An 18823-nucleotide genomic window follows, 5' to 3' on the forward strand; every position below is an offset into this window, starting at 1 on the left:
GAAGGACATGGTCAGCTTTTTGTTTAGCCAAAAAACAAAATGATTGTGATGACAGCATGAAAAATGTTTTTTGGAAGAACAACAGGTATTATAAAGATAGATAAAGCAAGTTGAGCAACTGCAACTCCGAAAACGAAAGAAAGGAATGAACGATACATGAAGAAAATGTATATCGCATTAGGAGCAGTGGCAAGTATTATCTTCATAGCTTTGATCGCATTTTTTGTAATTTTGCCGAATAAAAATAATACCAGTAACACAAAGGAGTCTGATTCAACAAGTGTTTCAGGTTCTTATAAGAAAGCTGAATTGGTTGGGACACCTCGTGTAAGAGCCAGCGGATTAGAAGCACCTTGGTCGCTTGTCTTTTATAATGATAGCGTTTTAGTTAGTCTGCGTGATAAAGGAGAGATCCGTGAAATTTTAGACAACGAAAAAACACGGCTTGTTGGCAGAATATCCGGTATAGAGCATGTTAGTGAAGACGGATTATTGGGAATGATAGTGAACACTTCAAATGAAGATCCCTATTTATATGTTTATTATTCAACATCTGGAGACAACCGTATTGTACGTTATGTTTTAAGTGGCAAAAAAGGTTCACTTAAATTGGGTAAAGCTGAGGTGATACTTAGCGGAATATCCAAAGCTGCTAATCATAATGGCGGTCGAATCGCATTTGGACCTGATGGCATGTTATATGCGACTACTGGCGATGCGGGCGATCCTTCCAGCGCACAGGATAGAAATTCATTGAATGGTAAAATTTTGCGCATGACGGCAGACGGCAATGTTCCAAAAGACAACCCTTTTCAGAATTCTCTTGTTTACAGTTATGGTCACCGCAATCCTCAGGGGATTGCTTGGTCTACAAATGGGACAATGTATGCAACCGAATTTGGGCAGAACAAATGGGATGAGTTGAATGAAATAAAACCGGGACGTAACTACGGCTGGCCGACACATGAAGGAAAAGCCAATACGCAGGGATTCGTTGATCCAGTACAACAGTGGACCCCCGCAGAAGCGAGTCCTAGTGGAATGGCTTTTTATAATGGCGTGTTATTTATTGCAAACCTACGAGGGACAGTTTTGCGTGCAGTTGCGACTTCTGCTTTGCAAGAATCGCTTGAATATTTCTCAGGCAAATATGGACGTATTCGAGATGTTGTGATTTCACCTAAAAATGAATTGTGGTTTATCACCAACAATACAGATGGTCGTGGGAACCCTGAGGCCAGAGATGATCGCGTGATGTCAGTTTCAATTAAAAAGTAGTTTGCCTATAAAGAAAGCCCTAGAGGGTGCATTGATTCAGAACCAGAAGTCTTTATGGTACAAAGAAGAGCTTGCCACATTAAAGATGGTAAGCTCTTCTTTCATTAAGTGGTACAGCTAGAATAATAATCATTCATCAAATAAAATGAATTCTTTATATTTTCTGCTTAAAATAGATAAAATCAAATTTAAACAAGTCATGGAATAGATAGGCTCTTGCCCGTTAACATTTGGCAACAAACCGGCTTCATAATACAAAGAATAATCAGCATGTTCAGTCAAATAGTTAGTCCCGAATGAAGTGACGGAACATAAGGGGACATTGCTAATTTTTAATGTTTTTATAGCATCTCGTATTCCAGGAGTATTTCCGCTCAACGAGGTAACTATTACCAGATCTTGCGGAGTAAGTTTATTTGAAATAATTTTTAAATTGGACTCTCCCGCGATTAAAAAATTTGTTCGTCCTGATATGAATAAGTCATTGGCAAATTCTTTGGTGGCGTTGCTTTGTGAAAAGCCGGTTGCATATAAAACTAGCGTATCTGCTTCTTTCATTTTGTCTAATAATAGTTGAAAATTGGTCTGCCTAACGTACTGAAATGTTCTTTGAATGTCATTTTGCAATTCAGCTACCAAATCTGCAGGTTCGAAGTTATCAGACGCAAGAGCTTGTTTCAGGATAAATTTGAGTTCTGAATAACCGCGAAAACCAAGCTTTTTTGATAAACGAAGGACAGAGCTTTTGGATGAGAGCATTTTTGCGCCTAAATCAGTAATTGAGGAATCAACGACTTCAGCAGCATGGTTTTGGATAAACTTAACCATTTCCTTCTCATTATCCGATAATGAATCATAGTGCAACCGTAATCGTTGGTCAAAATCCATCAAACATACCTCCTAAACTACCAATAGTGTAACATGGACAAGCAAGCTGTAAGTAGCTCACAGGTTTTGATGGTAAATCAGTGCTTCATAAGGGCGTAGTATCATTTTCGAAGTCAATTTTTTGACCGCACTAGGATAATTGGTTAGTAACAACTGACTGTTTTTTTCTAGTAGAGTGTCTGGAACTTTGAAATTAACGTTAGACTCTGAAAATGAACAAATAACGATCATTTTTTCTGATTTGTTGGTGCGTGTATAGCTATACACGGCCGAATCATCGGAATTAAATAGAGTATAACTACCATCAATTACTACGGGATATTTTTTGCGAATCGCTATCAGTTTTTGATAATGATAGTAAACAGAATGTTTGTCTGCGAGAGCTTGGACGACATTAATTTTTGGATTATCTGGAGAAAAGGCCAACCATGGTTTGCCGGTCGTAAAGTCTGCCGTGTCCGTTCCATCCCAAGGCATTGGTGTTCGGGCGTTATCGCGTGATTTTAAGAAGATGACACGCTTGATATAATCCTTATTCATCCCAGCTGCACGTAATGTTTTGATCATATTTATCGTCTCAATATCCTGATATTCAGCAAGTGATTTAAATGGAGCATTGCGCATTCCTAGTTCTTCACCTTGAAAAATATAAGGTGTTCCTTTCATCATGTGGAGTAGTGTTCCCAGCATTTTAGCAGATTCAATGCGATATGTTTGATCATCACCAAAACGTGTAACGGCTCGTGGCTGATCATGGTTACTCCAATATAGTGAATTCCATCCTTTTTCTAATTTGAACTGCCATTCGCTTAGAACGCTGCGTAAATCGCTCATTTTAAACCTAACATCAGAGAACTTTCCGAAACGTCCGTAATCCAAATGCATATGATCGAAGTGAAAAACCATGTTTAGTTCATGTCGTTGGGGGTCGGTGTAGAGAATGGCCTGGTCACTGTTTGTGTTTGCAGTTTCCCCGACAGTCAGACTTGGGTACTGGCTAAGGACTTGCTGGTTCATTTCATGCAAAAATTCATGCACACGTGGCCCATTTGAGGCACCAGCATAATAGTTTTTAGTGTAAGGCAAGTTGGCAGGCGCATCAGAATAACATTGGTCTTTGCTTATTAAGCTGATGACATCCATTCGAAAACCATCGATCCCCAGTTCAAACCAATAGCGCATCATTTTATAAATTGCAGCGCGGACTTCGGGGTTTTCCCAATTTAAATCAGGTTGTTGTTTTGCGAAGAGATGCAGGTAATATTGTTTTCTCCTTGGTACATATTCCCAAGCTGAACCGCCGAAAGTCGAACCCCAGTTGTTAGGTGGATCGCCATTTGGCTTAGGATCTTTCCAGATATAAAAATCAGCATATTTGCCTGAACGGCTTTGTTTCGAGTCTTGGAACCAGCTGTGCTGATCACTTGTATGGTTAACGACAAGATCCATAATTATTTTGATTCCCAGTGCGTGTGCTTTTTCTAAAAGTTCTTTAAATTCATCTAGTGTTCCATAAATAGGATTTATCTGATAATAATCGGAGATATCATAGCCATTATCGACAAGTGGAGAGGAGTAGATTGGATTTAACCAAATTACGTCGATTCCAAGGTCAGCTAGGTATGGTAGCTTGGAAATTATGCCATTTATATCGCCTATTCCGTCTCCATTACTGTCTTTAAAACTTTGGGGGTAGATTTGATAGACAACACTTTTCTTCCACCAATCTTTATTCATTACTCATCATCCTCATCTTGTGCTTGAGCTGTTAAATAATCGTTAACATAGATCAACTGTGTTTTTGCATCTGCGATGGCACTTCTCACAGCCTCAGGTGCCAAGTAGTCTTCTTTAGGAAGTGCTAGTAAGATCGTAAGTATAATTGGTAAATTTACTCCTGTAATTAGATGGACATGGGGATGACCGAGATGTTTTGCAAAAGCTTGATTCACAGAGCCGCCTAGCAAATCTGTAAAAACAATAACTTCATCTTGTTTACTGATATTTTCAAAAAAATCATTGACTTGTCCGTCTATCGGTGTATTGTCCATGTACGCATCTAACGTTATAACGTCAACTGTGTGAGGGGCAATATAATCAAAAGTGTCTTTCAAACCGGAAGCCATCTGGTGGTGGGTAGCAAAAATTATTTTACGCATATTTTTTCTCCTTAAACTAAACTGTTAAGATCCCAAAGTATGATAGAACCAAAGCTAAAATGATGATCAAAAAGATAATTTTAATGACGCTCAGTTTTTTAGAGGCAATCAGACGATAGACAACAAAAGTCAAAAGTGCAGGTAAAAGCGCGGGCATTATCTGATCTAAAATTTCTTTTTGAATTGGTAATTTTACTTTTCCAGTTTGGAAAACAAGACCGACTTTCATTTTAACGACTGAGGGGATTAAAGCTCCAACTACTGTTAAGCCCATAATTGAAGCAGCTTCTGTAAAGACAGAGAGTTTATCGCCTAAAGCAGTTACCAGTTTCAATCCTGAATTGTATCCGATTGAAAACAATTTGAAACGGAAAAAAAGAAAAAAGATATTGAGGCATAACCAAATGATTGCGCCGGTCGGGTTTCCTTGTAGTCCCATATAAGCAGAAATGGAGCCCATAATTGTTGGATACAAGACCCAGATCAATGTATCGCCAATTCCAGCCAATGGTCCCATCATTCCTGTTTTAAAGTTTTGGACAGTATCAAGCGAGTTAACACCGTCTTTTTCCTCCATTGCTAAACTGGCACCTAACAGCAGATTAGCCATCCAAGTGGTCGTATTGAAATATTTAAAATGATTGTTTAAAGAAGCTTTGTAGTCCTCATCTTTAGGATAGATTTTTCTTAAAGCTTTTTCCAAACCATATACTACAGCGGGGCCTTGCTGGTTTTCATAGTTAAAGATATTACATGCCATAAACATATAACGAAAAGCAGCTTTGTTAATATCTTTTTTATTTAAAATTTTACTCATCAAAGTCATCTCCTTCATCTTCGGCAGCACTTCCATTTGTTGCAGCTGCAGTTGGTGCATGCATTTTTGTGTTAAAGAAATAGTAGGCAATTGCAAATCCGATAATTGAAATGCCTAAAATTGGAATTTTCAAATAGCCGGATAAGACAAAACCGATTAGCAGCATTGAAAGATACTTCTTGGCAGGCATGACCTGTAATAAAAGTGCAATCCCGACTACTGGCAGCATACTTCCGGCAATAGATAAGCCGTTAGTAAACCATTTTGGTAAAAAGGTCAGGATCGTTTTAACGATTTGTTCACCGAAAATAACGCATAAGGCGGTTGGAAGGGCAGTTGAAAGCCCAAATATCAGAGGACCAAACCAAAAGATTCGATTCATTTTTTTGAAGTTGCCTAAATTGGCTGCTTTTTGTGCAGCATGTGTAACATAGGTGTTAAGCAATTTAGCCAAGACATCTAATTGAATACCCAGCATTCCAACTGGAACACCAACTGCCAAGGCAACTGCTTTTGCGTCTTCAATATTGTGTGTTGTTTTAATTGCAACATAAATTCCAACTAAGGCAGCCAGCCCCCAATTAGGAACTGAAGATCCACCTATGTTTGCCACACCAAGAGCCATCAGTTGGAAAGTACCACCTATGACCATTGCTGTCTGCATGTCGCCCATGATAATTCCAAGAAAAAGTGCGATCATAATAGGGAACCAAGTAGTAATAACGAGACCTTGCTGATCTAAAACCATCCAGAATGATAACAGAATAACCAATGCACCTTGAATAATTGCCATGTTTTCATCTCCTATTTGATATAAGTTTCTAAGGGTTCTTCAGGATCACTTGGAACGAAATGGAAAGTTACTGGGATACCTTTAGCCTTGATTTTTTTTAGATCGGCTATTTCTTTTTCATTAACCGAAACCATTTTTTTGACGGTTTTCTTTCCTTCACCATCAAACATAATACCGATATTAACTTTTGGAATTTTTACGCCTCCTTCAATTAAACGTAAAATTGTTTCAGGTTCTTTTACAATTAGAAAAACATTGTGACTGTCGTACTTACCATTGTTGAAATTCGTGATGGCTTTTTGTGTATCGATAATTGACATTCCCGTTCCTGCAGGTTTGCTCATACGCATGGCTGCTTTTTGATTTTCATCTTTACTGACAAAATCATCAACCACCATTAAGCGTTTTGCTTTTGTATGTCCAGCCCACTGTGTGACGACGATTCCGTGGATCAAACGTTGATCAATACGTGCTAATACCAAACTCATAATAATCTCTCCTTGTTAGTTGATAACAAAAGTATACGGTTGCAATAAAACGTTTACAATGGTTAGAACGACTTTGGGGAAGTGCGATGTCACTCTTGGGAAAAGCGCCATGAGTCTGGGAATTTTCCCTGATATATAAGTTATCTAGTAAAATGAGCAAAAGGAAACTGGGGGTTATTTTTTGAGAGGAGTCTGGACTAAAGACCTCGATATTATTATCTAAAGTTGTTGTGTGGATGAATAAAAAAACATCTCCTAAACTTTATGCAAGTTCAGAAGATGTTTTTTGTATAATGAGATTTTTAGCAAATGTAGGCAAATTGAGAGAAAGAATTGAAGATTCTCAAAAGTATGCAAAAGCTGCAAGAAACTATTTGCGCAATTCTTGTTTACGTAGCTCACGTTTACGCAGCATCGGCATAAAGAATCCCAAACCGAATAAGACGAAAACAGTAATGATATTAAGCAACAGTTGATGATTGAATGATTTTGTGCCAAAGTCCGCTTCTTGCGGAATAAAACCAAGCGTTGCACAGATGAAAGTAAAAGCTAAACACCATCCTCCTACAAGCAGTGCACCAATCCGGTTCTTAATAAAGATATAATCAGACTGAAATTTATTTTGCTGCCAGCGAACAGCAACAAAGGCGAAGAAAACCCAGCAGGTCTTGTAGGGCGAGATGATTCCGTTGATATTAAGAAGCCAATTATAAATTGTGTTGATATTAGGCAATGTGCCGGTTAACAAGAGCAAGAACAAGCTCAATCCAGTAGTCATCAGATAAGAATGAATGGGACGCCCATTTTTGTTTTTTTTAGTCATCCAGTGCGGCATAAATCTATCAGCAACATCTCCCGCAAAAACACGACTTGAGGCATCAAGCAAGACGGCCAGCTGGGCCATCATGAAAATAGCTTGAACCACGGCAAAAAGGTACATCAAAATTTTTCCAAGTCCCATTTCCTGTCCCAACATCTGGAATGCATAGTAGGGACCATTCATTTTGAAATCGTGGGGGATATTATTAGCATCAAAGAAGACAGCCAATGATAAAGTTCCTAAGACAGTTAAGATAGCTGTCATGATAGCTAGCAGCCACATTGCTTTAGGAAATTCGTGTTTGGGATCACGCATCTGGACAAGATACGGTGCAGCTAATTCAGCTCCAGACATGGCGAAAATCAATAAACCGGTTGTTGAAAAATATTTTAGACTAAAATTAGGCATGAAAGCGTGAAAATTAAAAGGCTGCGTTGCCATATGTGTTCCATGCATTACGGCATAACCGGCCAGCAGGATAAAGAGAGCTGACATGATAAACATTGCTCCGCCGCCAATGAGAGAAAGAATCTCAAGTGAGTTTTTGAATACATTTTCTAAAAGAATGAATGCTAGAATAATGCCGAAGGTTAATAATCCAAATTGAAAAGTTGACATTCTGGAACCTAGAGAATTATCACCGAGAATCATCCAGCTAAAAGAAACGATGACAGAGTTGGAAACATCAACGATATAGGGCACGCTTTGAATCCAATACATCCAAGATGTCCAGTAACCAAGCGTATCGTTACTGCTGCGTCTGACCCATGATGCCAAACCGCCGCTCTGAGTTTGAAAGGTCAGTCCCATTTGACTGACAATTAATTCATAAGGTATGACATAAGCAAAAAGCAAGAATATCCAAGAAATAACAACAGAAAGTCCTTGATTTTGGAAAGGATAGAAAATATTTTCAAAACTGATAATTGTAACGAAGTCCAGTAGGGCAATAACCTGCCAGCGCATATAATGTTTCTTAGATTCTAATTCATTCATGTTTTTCTCCTTCACTAATTAAAAATGGTGTTTTTTTGACACAGAAAACACCAAAAATTAGGCGGCTTATGAATGAAACCTAGGCTTAACCGTTTCACTTGTCGTATACCTCAGCATATAATAGAATACGTGGAAAGATTGGTTGAAGTCACAGTCTTTTAAACCGAATGAAAGATTTAAGAATAACTTTTAAATCTTATCCACCAGATAATTGTAATTCAAAATCGATGTATTGCCCAGACTTAATTTGAAAAATTAAAAAGGTAAGGATATTGAAATGAAAACATTAAAAATAGCGGTCTCTAAAACTTTGTTTACCTATGTTCCAAGCGGATGGATGCCTGCTGCTTTAAATATCTCTTTGCAAGGGTCAGAGTTGGCAGCAATTGTAATCAGAGAAAATAATCGTTCAGAAAAGAGAATCGCTGCGCAGTTGTGTGCTATTTCAGGATTAGACATCCCGGTGGTCACGATAGCTAAAGATGATAAGATTGAAATTTCCAAAGACAAAATCAATAAAAAGGCTCAAGCCTATATGGTAAAGAATGTTCCATCTTTTTTAACAGATCTAATTGCTTTTGCTGATGAACATCCAGTAAGTTTTACAACTCCTGGTCATCATAACGGCCAATATTATGAAAAACATCCAGCTGGTGTAGTTTTTAATCGTTTTTTTGGAGCTAATATGCTGTATGCAGATACGAGTGATACTGTTGCTGAACTAGGGGATACGATGACACATGAAGGGGCACCTTTGTCAGCTGAAAAGCGGGCAGCTTCAGTTTATAATGCTGATAAAGTTTATTTTTGTACAAATGGAACAAGTAGTGCTAATGCAATTTGTGCTAGTGCAGCATTGACGCCTGGTGATCTTGTTTTGTTCGACCGCAACAATCATAAGTCACTTTATAACAGTGCATTAGCTATAAATGGAGCAAAACCGGTCTACATTCCTACAGATCGCAATGCTTTGGGCTTGATAGGTGAGATGGATCCTGAAAATTTTACAGAAAAAAAATTGCGCGATGAGATAGCTAAGGTTTCACCGGAGAAGTCGCATGTGAACAGGCCTTTTCGCTTAGCAGTTATACAGTTAGAAACCTATGACGGTGTTTTTTACAATGCACGGTGGATTCTGGATAAAATCGGCGGGTTTTGCGATTATATCTTGTTTGATTGTGCTTGGGGAGGTTATGAACAGTTTGTTCCCTTGATGCGTAACCTTTCACCGCTGTCATACACTTATCGGAAGAATGATCCTGGAATTCTTGTGACGCAATCGATTCATAAGCAACAGGCAGGTTTAGGCCAGACATCACAGATATTGAAGAAAGATAGCCATCTAAAAGGACAGAAACGTTACATTGACCATAAGCATTTTAATAATGCATATCTGAAGTATGTTACTTCCAGCTATTCCTACCCACTATATGCGTCTTTGACAGTTAACGCTTATCTGGTTTCTGGCAAAGGAAAAAATCTGTGGTGGCAGAGCTTGCTTGAACGCAGTATTGATTGGCGTAAAAAGCTTTTGCGAAGCTCAAAGCTTTTTAAACCATTAGTTCCGCAAAATTTTGATATGATTCCATGGCAAGACATATCGACTAATGAACTGGCCGCTGATCCTAAATATTGGAACTTGTCTCCTGCGGATATGTGGCATGGGTTTAACAAGGTTGCATTAGGTCAGGTCATGCTTGATCCTTTCAAGCTGACGATCGTTACTCCTGGTATTGATCTGAAAAATGGAAAGTATACACAGAGGGGGATTCCTGGACAAGTTGTCGCAGAATTTTTGACAGAAAAACGAATTATGTGTGGAAAAGCAGATTTAAATTCTTTGCTGTTTTTGCTAACTCCTGGAGATACGGATACTGATTTGCAGGCTTTACTGGATGCATTGCTGGAGTTTGAAAAATTTTATTATGCGGATGCTCCGCTTAAGAAAGTTTTACCGCGTTTGTATCAGCAGTACGAAAAACGTTATAACGGTTATACTATTAAACAACTTTGTCAGGAAATGCATTTGTATTACAAAGAACGACAGACTTTTAAATTACAACAGGCATTATTTGAAAAGAAAAATTTGCAGTCTTACGAATTCACACCACAAGAAGCAGACCTAGCTTTCAAACGCAATCAGGGTGAACTTTGCGATCTGAATGAAATCGTTGGGAAAATTGCTTTAGAGGGTGCTCTGCCGTATCCGCCTGGAATCTTTATTGTCGCTCCTGGTGAGCGGTGGAGTGAACATGAACGAGACTACTTTAAAATACTACTTGGAGCGAGTGAGCGTTTTGCGGGTTTTGTTCCCGAAATTCAAGGTGTTTATTATCAATGGAATGCTGCACACAAGCTTTCTGTTTTCGGTGAAGTTTTAGCTGAGCATTAACAGTGGATTACGAATACAACATGTTTTTTGCTATGAGTAATTTGAAGTCAGTCGGAGAACTTTGACTTATGGAATGCATTTATATGGAAGCAACAAGGGAACTAGATCAAAATTTGGTTTCTGACCTAGTTCCCCTTATAGTGCACTAATTTTATAGTTGAAAATCAAAAAACATTTCGTTTCGATGGTTTAGATTTCAATTCATCAAAATCATATTTAGACAGTTCAGCTAAACCGCTACGACTTGCATCAAAATAAGCAGTCAAACTTTGAGCAATCATCAGATTTAGTTCTTTCTTGGGATCAAATTGAACGACCGCAATAGGTGTGTTTGATTGAAAGGCCGCACCAATTTCAAACATCGTTCCAGAATCAGGTTCATTGTTGCTTTCTTCGGCTTGATAGTCCAAGATAGCAACTAAAATGTCAGCTCGATTTACCTGACGTATGTCTGAGGCAAAGACATACTGCTGCCAAGCACGACTGCCGAATTTTTCTTCTTCAAATTGATGTTCCTGAGGCAAAAAAATATTATGTGAATCGATTGTATTATTGGAAAGCAGAGCATCCTTAACCTTTTGAATCCGTTCTTTTTGATAATCGCTAAAAAAAGGTGCTGCAAGATAGACTTTATTCAATGGTTTAACCTCGCTTTTTATAGTATACAATATACAGTAGCTACGTATATGATATACACTATATTGTGTAAAAGCAATGCTTTATTTTTAGAGTGAGACCGAGTATGATGATTGTTGTTCACTAATTTGGTCTGGCTAATATATTGATTAGAAGAGAAAGGGTGTATTGATTATTTTGATTACATTATCAGGTATTATCGGCTCTGGAAAATCGAGCTTAACTGCAATTTTAGCAAATGAACTAGGAACTAAAGCCTTTTTTGAACCAGTTGAAGATAATCCTGTGTTGCCGCTTTTTTATAAGGGAAATGAAATTGCTGCAAGCAAAAGGGCAGCAGGAGATAAAGAAGCAACTAATCCCTATGCATATTTGCTGCAAACATTTTTCTTGAATCGCCGCTTTAAAATGATAAAAGAAGCAATGAAGGATGATAACAATATTCTGGATCGATCGATCTATGAAGATGAGTTGTTCATGAAAATGAATACTGACATGGGAAATGCAACGCAAGTTGAGTACCAGATATATAAAAGTTTATTGAAAAACATGATGGAAGAGCTGCCATATGCTGCTAAGAAAAAGTCACCAGATTTAATGATTACCATCAAGGTTTCATATGAAACAATGATTAAGCGAATTACTAAACGTGGCCGTGAATACGAATTAGTTCAAAATGACCCATCATTAGCGGACTATTACAGGAAGTTATTGGGTTACTACGAGGAATGGATGGCCCAGTATAATGTTTCACCACTGCTGGTTATCGATGGCGATAAGTATGATTTTGTTGGTAATTCAAACGATCGGGGTACGGTTTTAAAAACAATTGAAAAACGATTGCTGGAACTAAACAAATTAACTCCAACTGAAGTTGCTCAGATAGAAAAAAAACATACACACTCTTTTTAAAAATCGTACCTGATAGGATGATCGAAGTGAGGGCTTGTTTACAAGGCTGTTTCAAACAAAGTATACTTGAGAAAACAACTTCGAGGTGAAATGTGTGAATTTATTCAACAGGGACAAGAAGAAAACAAATGAGAGAAGAACGGTTAACAAAAAAATCGGCAAAATATTGATGGTAACAGCGATATATTTTGTTGTGTTTCAAATTGCAGCAACAGTGGCTGGGGTATTGATGATGGCGCGCAAAAGCAGCAATATTCATTCAGTGGCAGCGTTGGAAAAAAGCGGTATTCCATATTTTGTCGCGATCGCATGCGGTATGCTGGTCATAATTGCTGTTACTTCACCTAGATTGAGAAGAAGGATGTTTACAGAAACAAATGTTCGCATGACACCGGTTATCTTTTTGTGTCTAGTAGCAGTTATGATGAGCGGCCAGATAATTTCGAGTTTGTATGGGTCTGCTCTTGAAGCTTTTGTTAATTTATTTGGATATAGTGCAACTGCACAGATGCAAGCAGCGACTGCGCATAGCCAGACTTTTTCGATGTTGGTATATGCGAGTCTTATAGGCCCTTTAAGTGAAGAAATCGTTTTTAGAGGCTTCTTGCTGCGAAGTTTTGAAGCATATGGAAAAAAATTTGCAATTATTATGTCAGCATATATGTTTGGCTTATATCATGCCAATCTTGTTCAGAGCCCCTTTGCTTTTTTGCTGGGGCTTGTGCTCGGGTATACAGCCCTGACCTATGGTTTGAAATGGGCTTTTGCACTTCATGTTTTTAATAATTTTATTTTGGGAGATTTTTTAATTTTCATATTACGAGATGTACCTACACATCAAGCTGAAAGTATCAGCGGCATGGTTCTCCTCTTTGGTGGTTTGCTAGGCATGTGGGTGTTGTGGAATAGGAGAAATGAAATCAAAACTTGGTTAAAAAAACAGCAAGAAGCTCAGGCATACTTAAAAGAAACTTTTTTTGGCAGGTATAACGTTATAATAACTGTGGTGGTCTTTATTTTAGCTTGTATGGGACTGGAAAAACTTTGAAGCAGCCAGTGTCCCAATGCTATAATAAAGATAAACGGAAGCGCTATGCAAAATTCTTGCGGCTTGGGTTAGTTATTTGCAGTAATAAGAAACGCGGAAGTCTGTATTTGTAAAAGATGGGGTGATTAGAATGGCTCAAAAGTATGAACGTGTTCTTGCAGCAGTTGATGGCTCAAAGGGTGCTGAAACAGCCTTGAAAAGGGCTGTAGAAATAGTCAAACGTAACCATACGAAATTAGATGTATTACGAGTTCTTGATTTGAATTCACTCGAATATGGCGGAGCAGGAATTGCATTAGATGGTGAGCGCATTTACAAAATTGAACAGGCAAACGAAGAATATATGCAAAAATTAAAACATTCTTTGATTGAAAATGGGCTAGGAGAGGAACAAGTCAAGGTCCATTTGCGTTTTGGAAATCCTAAAGTTGTGGTTGTTGATGATTTTCAGCCTGAATATCAGAATGATTTGATTGTTGTCGGTTCGACAGGAAAAAACTTTATCGAGCGTTTGGTCGTTGGGTCTGTAGCTTCTTACATCACACGTAATGCTGCCTGTGATGTCTTGATGGCTCGTCCAGATAAAAAATAAAGAAGAATTGCAGCAAGCAAATGATTATGTGGTTAATCCACATACTTCATTTGCTTGCTGCAGTTTTTTTGTTAGCGACCATTAATTTCGAGATTTGATAACAATCTGGGATAGAATGCGACATTTGTCGGTTTCAGGTTTGAATTGGATAAATTATGTAAAATAATAATTTTGTTGTTCTGCGCAAACCAAGCAAACTCAATTGTTGAGGAAACTGAAACGCTTTTGGATGAAATCGGAGAACGTTTTGATAAGGGAGAAATAGTTTAATTGCTTGCAGTAGCTCAGTGTTCACAGCATTCAAAATAGCGGTATGGAGCATCTGTACTCAATAGAAGAAATTGATTTTATTCTGGCAGTTCAATAAAAACATGCTAGTATTTGTTTAGCTACTGGATCTGTTATTCTATGTTTCTGCATAGTTAAGTATGAAAAAAATAAAGCAATTAACTTGAAAAGTAAAGTTAGGTTAAACACGTATTTTGAAAGAAGAGGAATATTTGTTTTTCTTGAAAGCGGTTTATTTATGTAGTAAGATTTTTTGTTAGGGAGGGCGATCAAAGTATGAAAATATTAACATTGAATTGTCATACTTCAACTGAATGTGATATAAAAAAGCAGCTTGATGCTATTGTTGATTTGATTATTAGTGAGAAAATCACGTCATTCTGTTTGCAGGAAGTTAAACAAGCGCGGGTGGGAAGAATTATTGATCATGTTGGACTAAAACGAATATGTTTTATAGAGAATGAGATGGATGAAATTCCTGTCAGATCAGGGAATTTTGCTTTTCTGCTTCAAAAAAAACTACAGAGATTAAAAAATAATTTTTCGTGGACTTGGGCAGCTTCGCATGAAATAGATAACAGTTTTGATGAGGGTTTAGCTATTTTTTCAAAGATTCCATTTAAGAATGTGAACACTAAAATATTAACAAAAAATTTTGATTACAAAGATCAGCGTAGAAAAAAAGCTGTGGCTGCCATTTTAAAAGATGGACGAACGCTTATCAATGTTCACTTCAGCAAGCAATATAAACAATTTCTTGTTGAATGGAATGAAGTAGTTGCATGGACAAAGTCGCTAAAAAAAGACAATAATCTATTCTTAATGGGTGATTTTAACATTGATGCAGAAAGTAATATATTAGGGTATACCAAAATTTGTGAACATTTTCAAGATACCTATGCAGATGCTCTTTCGCGTGGAGACGGTCTAACTGTCCGTGGGGCGGTTAAGGGTTGGCAAGATAATCAAATTGGTAAACGTGTTGACTATATTTTAGCCTATCCTACACAGCCGATCGTTTCCAGTCGCATTTATTTTGAAGGGGATTTAACCCCAAGGATTTCAAGTCATGCTGGGGTCGTTATTGAAACTGAGGAAGCTGTTAGTAGTAAAAATAGTTTGAGAACAAGTGGGTAAATAAAATGACAAAAAAGCTTAGCTCCAGAGATTCAACTTGAAGAGTCTCTAGAACTAAGCTTATTTTGTTCATTAATTTAAAGTAGTTTGAATTAAGATACAAAATTTTTAGTGAATTAAAGCAAAATAGCCAATTACAATGATACCTAAAACAATACGATACCATCCGAAGGCTTTGAAGTCATTTTTCTTAACGTAATTCAGCAAGAAGCGAATAGATATGTATGCAACGATAAAAGAAACGACAACGCCAACTGCAAGAACGACCCCTGGTAAACCGACTAAAGACCCACCATGTTTAAAAAATTTGTAGAGCTTTAGAAGAGAAGCACCGAACATAGTCGGAATTGCGAGAAAGAATGAGAACTCAGTTGCTACATAGCGAGAAGCTCCAATGGTAATTCCACCTAAGATAGTTGAACCGGAACGTGATGTACCAGGGACAAGTGAAAGAATCTGAAAGAGTCCGATTGCAATTGCTGTTCTATAGGATAAAGTATTTAAGTCAGCATACTTTGGCTCGATGTCTCGATTGCGATTCTCAATAAGAATAAATAATATACCATATACAATGAGAGCCATAGAAACAACAAACCAGTTCATCAGATGCTCATCCATCCAGTCATTTAGCGGTAAGCCGATAACTGCAGACGGGATGACTGCAACGATAACTTTTTTCCACAATGTCCAAGTACTTTTCTTTTCAAGCGCATTTTTTCGAGGTGACCATGGATTCAATTTGTGGAAGTAGATAACGACAACTGCCATGATTGCTCCGAGCTGTATGACAACGTTAAACATGTCAATGAATTGAGATGATTGTTCCAACTTGATGAATTGATCGACCAATACAAGATGCCCAGTTGAACTAATAGGCAAGAACTCAGTGACACCTTCAACTATTCCTAATATTATAGCTTTGATAATATCAAACATAAAAAATCTCCTTCATACATAAAAAATTAATTTCACTGTATCATCATACTTCATTTAACACGGATAAACAATTTTAGTTAGTTGTTTTATGTTCGCTTAAAAAAAAATTAATTACCTCATTGTTTTTTCAGAACAATCTTTTATCTGTCCGCATACAAAACAGAACCTGCAAAATAGTTTCTTAACTGTTCTGCAGGTCCTACTAATTTAAAACTATAACTACCTATTTTGTAACCTTTAGTTCTACAGTACCTAAACCACGGCTGAAAGATACGTCCCATTTCCCAGCGGTCAGTTTTGGTGGTAGGACGAACGTTCCAGATGAAACCATTTGTCCTGCTGCAAATTTTTTGTTTTGCGACTCAAGTTTTTCAACAAGCCAGTGAAGAGACTTGAGTGGGTTGCCTAATACTTCCGATGAAACACCATTTTTAACTTTTTTACCGTCATGATGTAATTCGCATTTTACATCTGCAAGTTCAGCAACTGAGGAAAACACCTCGTTTGTATTGTATTCCTGACCATACACAACAAGACCTCCAACAGCAGCATCCGACATGACCATGTATTTAGAAAGCGTTGGAAACCAGTCTTCAAAACGCGAATCGGGAACTTCAAGTCCACCCGCGACTGTTGTTTTATTCATCAAATCTTCAAGCGAATCAGATGCTGAAAGATCCTCTTTTGCACGAAATTCAAGTTCGACTTCAACTAGAGGTTCCATTAAGTCCTGCAAGCTTACAGTAACAGGTGCTTTTAGAAAATGACTGGTTACTTGGGCTCCATAAAGAGGGGAGTCCGAAGCAAACATCTTTTGAGTCTCAGCACTTGTTAAAGAGACTTTATAACCACCGACTTCCTCATTCTTTAGTTCAGTTAGACGTTCCTGAACCTTATATGCCGTGTCAGTATCTGTCACTAGGTCTTTCCAATCAGTTTCTTTGAGAGGTTTCTTTGATGAGTAAGCGTTAAAAAGTTCCTGCGCAAATTTTTCTTCTGTTTTTGATAATGTAGTAGTTTGTTGTGTCATAATGAATCTACCTCCGTTTAGTATATTTATATTATTAATAACAACTGAGATAGCCTTCACTGCCTTTTACTTATGCCCACGAGCGTGAGGACTATCTGGTAAATCTTGGAAACAACTTGTTAGTTTATTAATCTGAATATCGCTTTCATCAGAATTTTTAATACCACTTTCACCTTTCATAGGTCCTCACCTCACTTTAGATTAGTTTAAATTCGAATAAAAAACGTCCTCTGATTTAAAAAGAACACATCACTTTTTAAATCAGAGGACGTTAAAAACGCGCTACCACCTCAGTTTATATTTTCATTACTGAAAATACCTCAAGCAAACTATCAAACAATCAATTTGCTGGCCTGATAATGGCGGCAGCCAGTGCAAGTTACTATTTAAAAATTTCGATGCACAACTCCTAGGTGATTTTCGCCTATCCTCTTCAGTCCATCTTGCACCAAACGATGGCTCTCTAAGCTGATTCACATAAACTACTTTCCTAATCGACGTTTTCTCTCACTCGAATTTAATTATTGACTGTATCTTAAACTTTAAATTTAATCTTGTCAAGACTTTTTACAAATTTTGTTGTTTAGAGTTAGCACAAAGGAAAGGGTACTAGAAAAACTGAAAATCATGCTTGTTATTATTTGTTAACTATAGTTGAAATGTAGTACGCTTACGATGAAAAAAGATTTTGAGAGGGGCCTATTTATGAAAAAGTGTGCAATAGTCATACTTGCCGTGAGCAGTCTGCTGCTGACTGGCTGTACCTCACAGTCAAATGAAGCAAAGACTAAGGGCAGCACAAAAATAGGGATAAAAAATACAACAAAAAATGGTTCTGCCAAGAAGAAAAGCGCGCAAAAAAGGACATCTGCTGCTAGTGGTACAAAGGATTCACCAAAACAGACAGCAAGAATAACCATGCTTAATCGTAAATTGCGAACTGCATTAGGAAATGTTTTGTTGCCGACCGCTGATGGTTTGACCAGCGGCAGTCGCACAATGAATGTCCGTTATGATGGCGATACTGCTAATTACGCGATTTTTTATAGTGTCGGGGAAAAAGCTAAGAGTTTTAATGCTGACGATGTAGCGCAGGAGACGCCGTATGCCGAGTTTACAAAGAGGACATATAATACGACTGAAGAGGCAGCTCAGCAGATAGAACATAAAACATCAGCTGATTTTAAGGGGTTGTCGACCATCGATTTGGACCATAATATTCAAGGCTATCTGGATGCGAGAGCAGGGCAACGCTATCTAAGCTGGAATGAAGGAAACTGGTCACTTACTATTTATTCAACCGCTGCTCAAGAGAAAAAAGCGGAGCAGATGGCGAGAAAAACAGTTGGATTATTAGAGAGACATGTATTGCCTGTGCCGCGATTATACGGACAAGTCTCTTTTGAGGCTGACAAGCAGAGTGGTCAGCATAATCAGACTATAATATGGCAGGATGAAAAAACTGTTTTTAAGTTGAGTGCGTATGATTTCGAAACGGCAATTAAGATGGTTGCAAGTGTTAAATAGTTAACAACAACTTTTCAATATCTCGATTAAGAAGTAAAGTCCCTATTAAAAGTATGTGAATAAGAGGTCAGTTTGCAAAGTATTTT

Annotated in this window: 17 protein-coding genes and 1 other annotated feature; of the genes, 7 read left to right on the plus strand and 10 right to left on the minus strand. The window is 37.7% G+C overall.

Features of this window, described 5'->3' with window-relative positions; genetic code table 11:
- Nucleotides 1–156 precede the first annotated feature (156 nt).
- A complete protein-coding gene (locus tag FD20_RS04440) occupies nt 157–1278 on the plus strand; it encodes a PQQ-dependent sugar dehydrogenase (protein WP_057736383.1) in 1122 nt (373 codons plus the stop codon).
- 129 nt (nt 1279–1407) lie between these two features.
- On the opposite strand, the gene FD20_RS04445 is transcribed toward FD20_RS04440, so the two are convergent.
- From FD20_RS04445 to FD20_RS04475, 7 genes are all read right to left on the minus strand, one after another.
- Nucleotides 1408–2166, minus strand: coding sequence for a MurR/RpiR family transcriptional regulator (locus FD20_RS04445; RefSeq protein ID WP_057736384.1), 759 nt, complete (start codon nt 2164–2166; stop codon nt 1408–1410).
- A 57-nt stretch (nt 2167–2223) separates the two neighbouring features.
- On the minus strand, nt 2224–3903 hold the full coding sequence (locus FD20_RS04450) for a glycoside hydrolase family 13 protein (protein ID WP_057736385.1): 1680 nt from the start codon (nt 3901–3903) through the stop codon (nt 2224–2226).
- Nucleotides 3903–4325, minus strand: coding sequence for a PTS sugar transporter subunit IIA (locus tag FD20_RS04455; RefSeq protein WP_057736386.1), 423 nt, complete (start codon nt 4323–4325; stop codon nt 3903–3905). Before FD20_RS04455 ends, FD20_RS04450 begins: the two co-directional genes overlap by 1 nt.
- A 16-nt stretch (nt 4326–4341) precedes the next feature.
- The gene (locus FD20_RS04460; protein ID WP_057736447.1) at nt 4342–5151 is read right to left on the minus strand and encodes a PTS system mannose/fructose/sorbose family transporter subunit IID; all 810 of its coding nucleotides are present in this window, start codon (nt 5149–5151) and stop codon (nt 4342–4344) included.
- The gene (locus FD20_RS04465; protein ID WP_057736387.1) at nt 5135–5935 is read right to left on the minus strand and encodes a PTS mannose/fructose/sorbose/N-acetylgalactosamine transporter subunit IIC; all 801 of its coding nucleotides are present in this window, start codon (nt 5933–5935) and stop codon (nt 5135–5137) included. The genes FD20_RS04460 and FD20_RS04465 overlap by 17 nt, the downstream gene beginning before the upstream one ends.
- 11 nt (nt 5936–5946) lie before the next feature.
- Entirely contained in the window at nt 5947–6423 is a 477-nt protein-coding gene (locus tag FD20_RS04470) for a PTS sugar transporter subunit IIB (RefSeq protein ID WP_057736388.1), read from the minus strand.
- 370 nt (nt 6424–6793) lie between these two features.
- Nucleotides 6794–8239, minus strand: a complete 1446-nt coding sequence (locus tag FD20_RS04475) for an APC family permease (protein WP_057736389.1) — start codon at nt 8237–8239, stop codon at nt 6794–6796.
- A gap of 277 nt (nt 8240–8516) precedes the next feature.
- Here FD20_RS04475 and FD20_RS04480 point away from each other — a divergent pair, with 277 nt between their 5' ends.
- Nucleotides 8517–10631: a putative ornithine decarboxylase gene (locus FD20_RS04480; protein ID WP_057736390.1), complete on the plus strand. Its 2115-nt coding sequence runs from the start codon at nt 8517–8519 to the stop codon at nt 10629–10631.
- A 164-nt stretch (nt 10632–10795) separates the two neighbouring features.
- On the opposite strand, the gene FD20_RS04485 is transcribed toward FD20_RS04480, so the two are convergent.
- A complete protein-coding gene (locus tag FD20_RS04485; RefSeq protein WP_057736391.1) occupies nt 10796–11269 on the minus strand; it encodes a nucleoside 2-deoxyribosyltransferase in 474 nt (157 codons plus the stop codon).
- A 175-nt stretch (nt 11270–11444) separates the two neighbouring features.
- On the opposite strand from FD20_RS04485, the gene FD20_RS04490 reads away from it, so the two are divergent.
- The 4 genes from FD20_RS04490 to FD20_RS04505 all read left to right on the plus strand — a co-directional run bounded on the left by FD20_RS04490 (nt 11445) and on the right by FD20_RS04505 (nt 15244).
- A complete protein-coding gene (locus FD20_RS04490) occupies nt 11445–12179 on the plus strand; it encodes a deoxynucleoside kinase (protein WP_057736448.1) in 735 nt (244 codons plus the stop codon).
- 94 nt (nt 12180–12273) lie between these two features.
- Nucleotides 12274–13227 carry a CPBP family intramembrane glutamic endopeptidase gene (locus FD20_RS04495; RefSeq protein WP_057736392.1) on the plus strand — a complete coding sequence of 318 codons (954 nt, stop codon included), beginning with the start codon at nt 12274–12276 and terminating at the stop codon, nt 13225–13227.
- A gap of 130 nt (nt 13228–13357) precedes the next feature.
- Nucleotides 13358–13819 carry a universal stress protein gene (locus FD20_RS04500; protein WP_057736393.1) on the plus strand — a complete coding sequence of 154 codons (462 nt, stop codon included), beginning with the start codon at nt 13358–13360 and terminating at the stop codon, nt 13817–13819.
- 564 nt (nt 13820–14383) lie between these two features.
- The gene (locus FD20_RS04505) at nt 14384–15244 is read left to right on the plus strand and encodes an endonuclease/exonuclease/phosphatase family protein (RefSeq protein ID WP_057736394.1); all 861 of its coding nucleotides are present in this window, start codon (nt 14384–14386) and stop codon (nt 15242–15244) included.
- A gap of 108 nt (nt 15245–15352) precedes the next feature.
- On the opposite strand, the gene FD20_RS04510 is transcribed toward FD20_RS04505, so the two are convergent.
- Nucleotides 15353–16180 (minus strand): undecaprenyl-diphosphate phosphatase, encoded by an 828-nt coding sequence (locus FD20_RS04510; RefSeq protein ID WP_057736395.1) that lies wholly within the window; start codon nt 16178–16180, stop codon nt 15353–15355.
- Nucleotides 16181–16403: 223 nt separating this feature from the next.
- Complete coding sequence (locus FD20_RS04515) at nt 16404–17213, minus strand: 2-keto-4-pentenoate hydratase (RefSeq protein ID WP_375712485.1); 810 nt, start codon at nt 17211–17213, stop codon at nt 16404–16406.
- A gap of 258 nt (nt 17214–17471) precedes the next feature.
- Nucleotides 17472–17717, minus strand: a binding site (T-box leader).
- A gap of 198 nt (nt 17718–17915) precedes the next feature.
- Between FD20_RS04515 and FD20_RS04520 the strand changes: the two genes are divergently transcribed.
- Nucleotides 17916–18737: a hypothetical protein gene (locus FD20_RS04520; protein WP_057736397.1), complete on the plus strand. Its 822-nt coding sequence runs from the start codon at nt 17916–17918 to the stop codon at nt 18735–18737.
- Nucleotides 18738–18823 lie beyond the last annotated feature (86 nt).

This window comes from Liquorilactobacillus uvarum DSM 19971 (assembly GCF_001434935.1).
GTDB classification, from domain to species: domain Bacteria; phylum Bacillota; class Bacilli; order Lactobacillales; family Lactobacillaceae; genus Liquorilactobacillus; species Liquorilactobacillus uvarum.

Excerpts from the sequence above, each read along its gene's own strand:
- FD20_RS04440 (WP_057736383.1), top strand. The coding sequence starts at position 157 with ATGAAGAAAATGTATATCGCATTAGGAGCAGTGGCAAGTATTATCTTC.
- FD20_RS04445 (WP_057736384.1), bottom strand. The coding sequence starts at position 2,166 with ATGGATTTTGACCAACGATTACGGTTGCACTATGATTCATTATCGGAT.
- FD20_RS04450 (WP_057736385.1), bottom strand. The coding sequence starts at position 3,903 with ATGAATAAAGATTGGTGGAAGAAAAGTGTTGTCTATCAAATCTACCCC.
- FD20_RS04455 (WP_057736386.1), bottom strand. The coding sequence starts at position 4,325 with ATGCGTAAAATAATTTTTGCTACCCACCACCAGATGGCTTCCGGTTTG.
- FD20_RS04460 (WP_057736447.1), bottom strand. The coding sequence starts at position 5,151 with ATGACTTTGATGAGTAAAATTTTAAATAAAAAAGATATTAACAAAGCT.
- FD20_RS04465 (WP_057736387.1), bottom strand. The coding sequence starts at position 5,935 with ATGGCAATTATTCAAGGTGCATTGGTTATTCTGTTATCATTCTGGATG.
- FD20_RS04470 (WP_057736388.1), bottom strand. The coding sequence starts at position 6,423 with ATGAGTTTGGTATTAGCACGTATTGATCAACGTTTGATCCACGGAATC.
- FD20_RS04475 (WP_057736389.1), bottom strand. The coding sequence starts at position 8,239 with ATGAATGAATTAGAATCTAAGAAACATTATATGCGCTGGCAGGTTATT.
- FD20_RS04480 (WP_057736390.1), top strand. The coding sequence starts at position 8,517 with ATGAAAACATTAAAAATAGCGGTCTCTAAAACTTTGTTTACCTATGTT.
- FD20_RS04500 (WP_057736393.1), top strand. The coding sequence starts at position 13,358 with ATGGCTCAAAAGTATGAACGTGTTCTTGCAGCAGTTGATGGCTCAAAG.
- FD20_RS04505 (WP_057736394.1), top strand. The coding sequence starts at position 14,384 with ATGAAAATATTAACATTGAATTGTCATACTTCAACTGAATGTGATATA.
- FD20_RS04510 (WP_057736395.1), bottom strand. The coding sequence starts at position 16,180 with ATGTTTGATATTATCAAAGCTATAATATTAGGAATAGTTGAAGGTGTC.
- FD20_RS04520 (WP_057736397.1), top strand. The coding sequence starts at position 17,916 with ATGAAAAAGTGTGCAATAGTCATACTTGCCGTGAGCAGTCTGCTGCTG.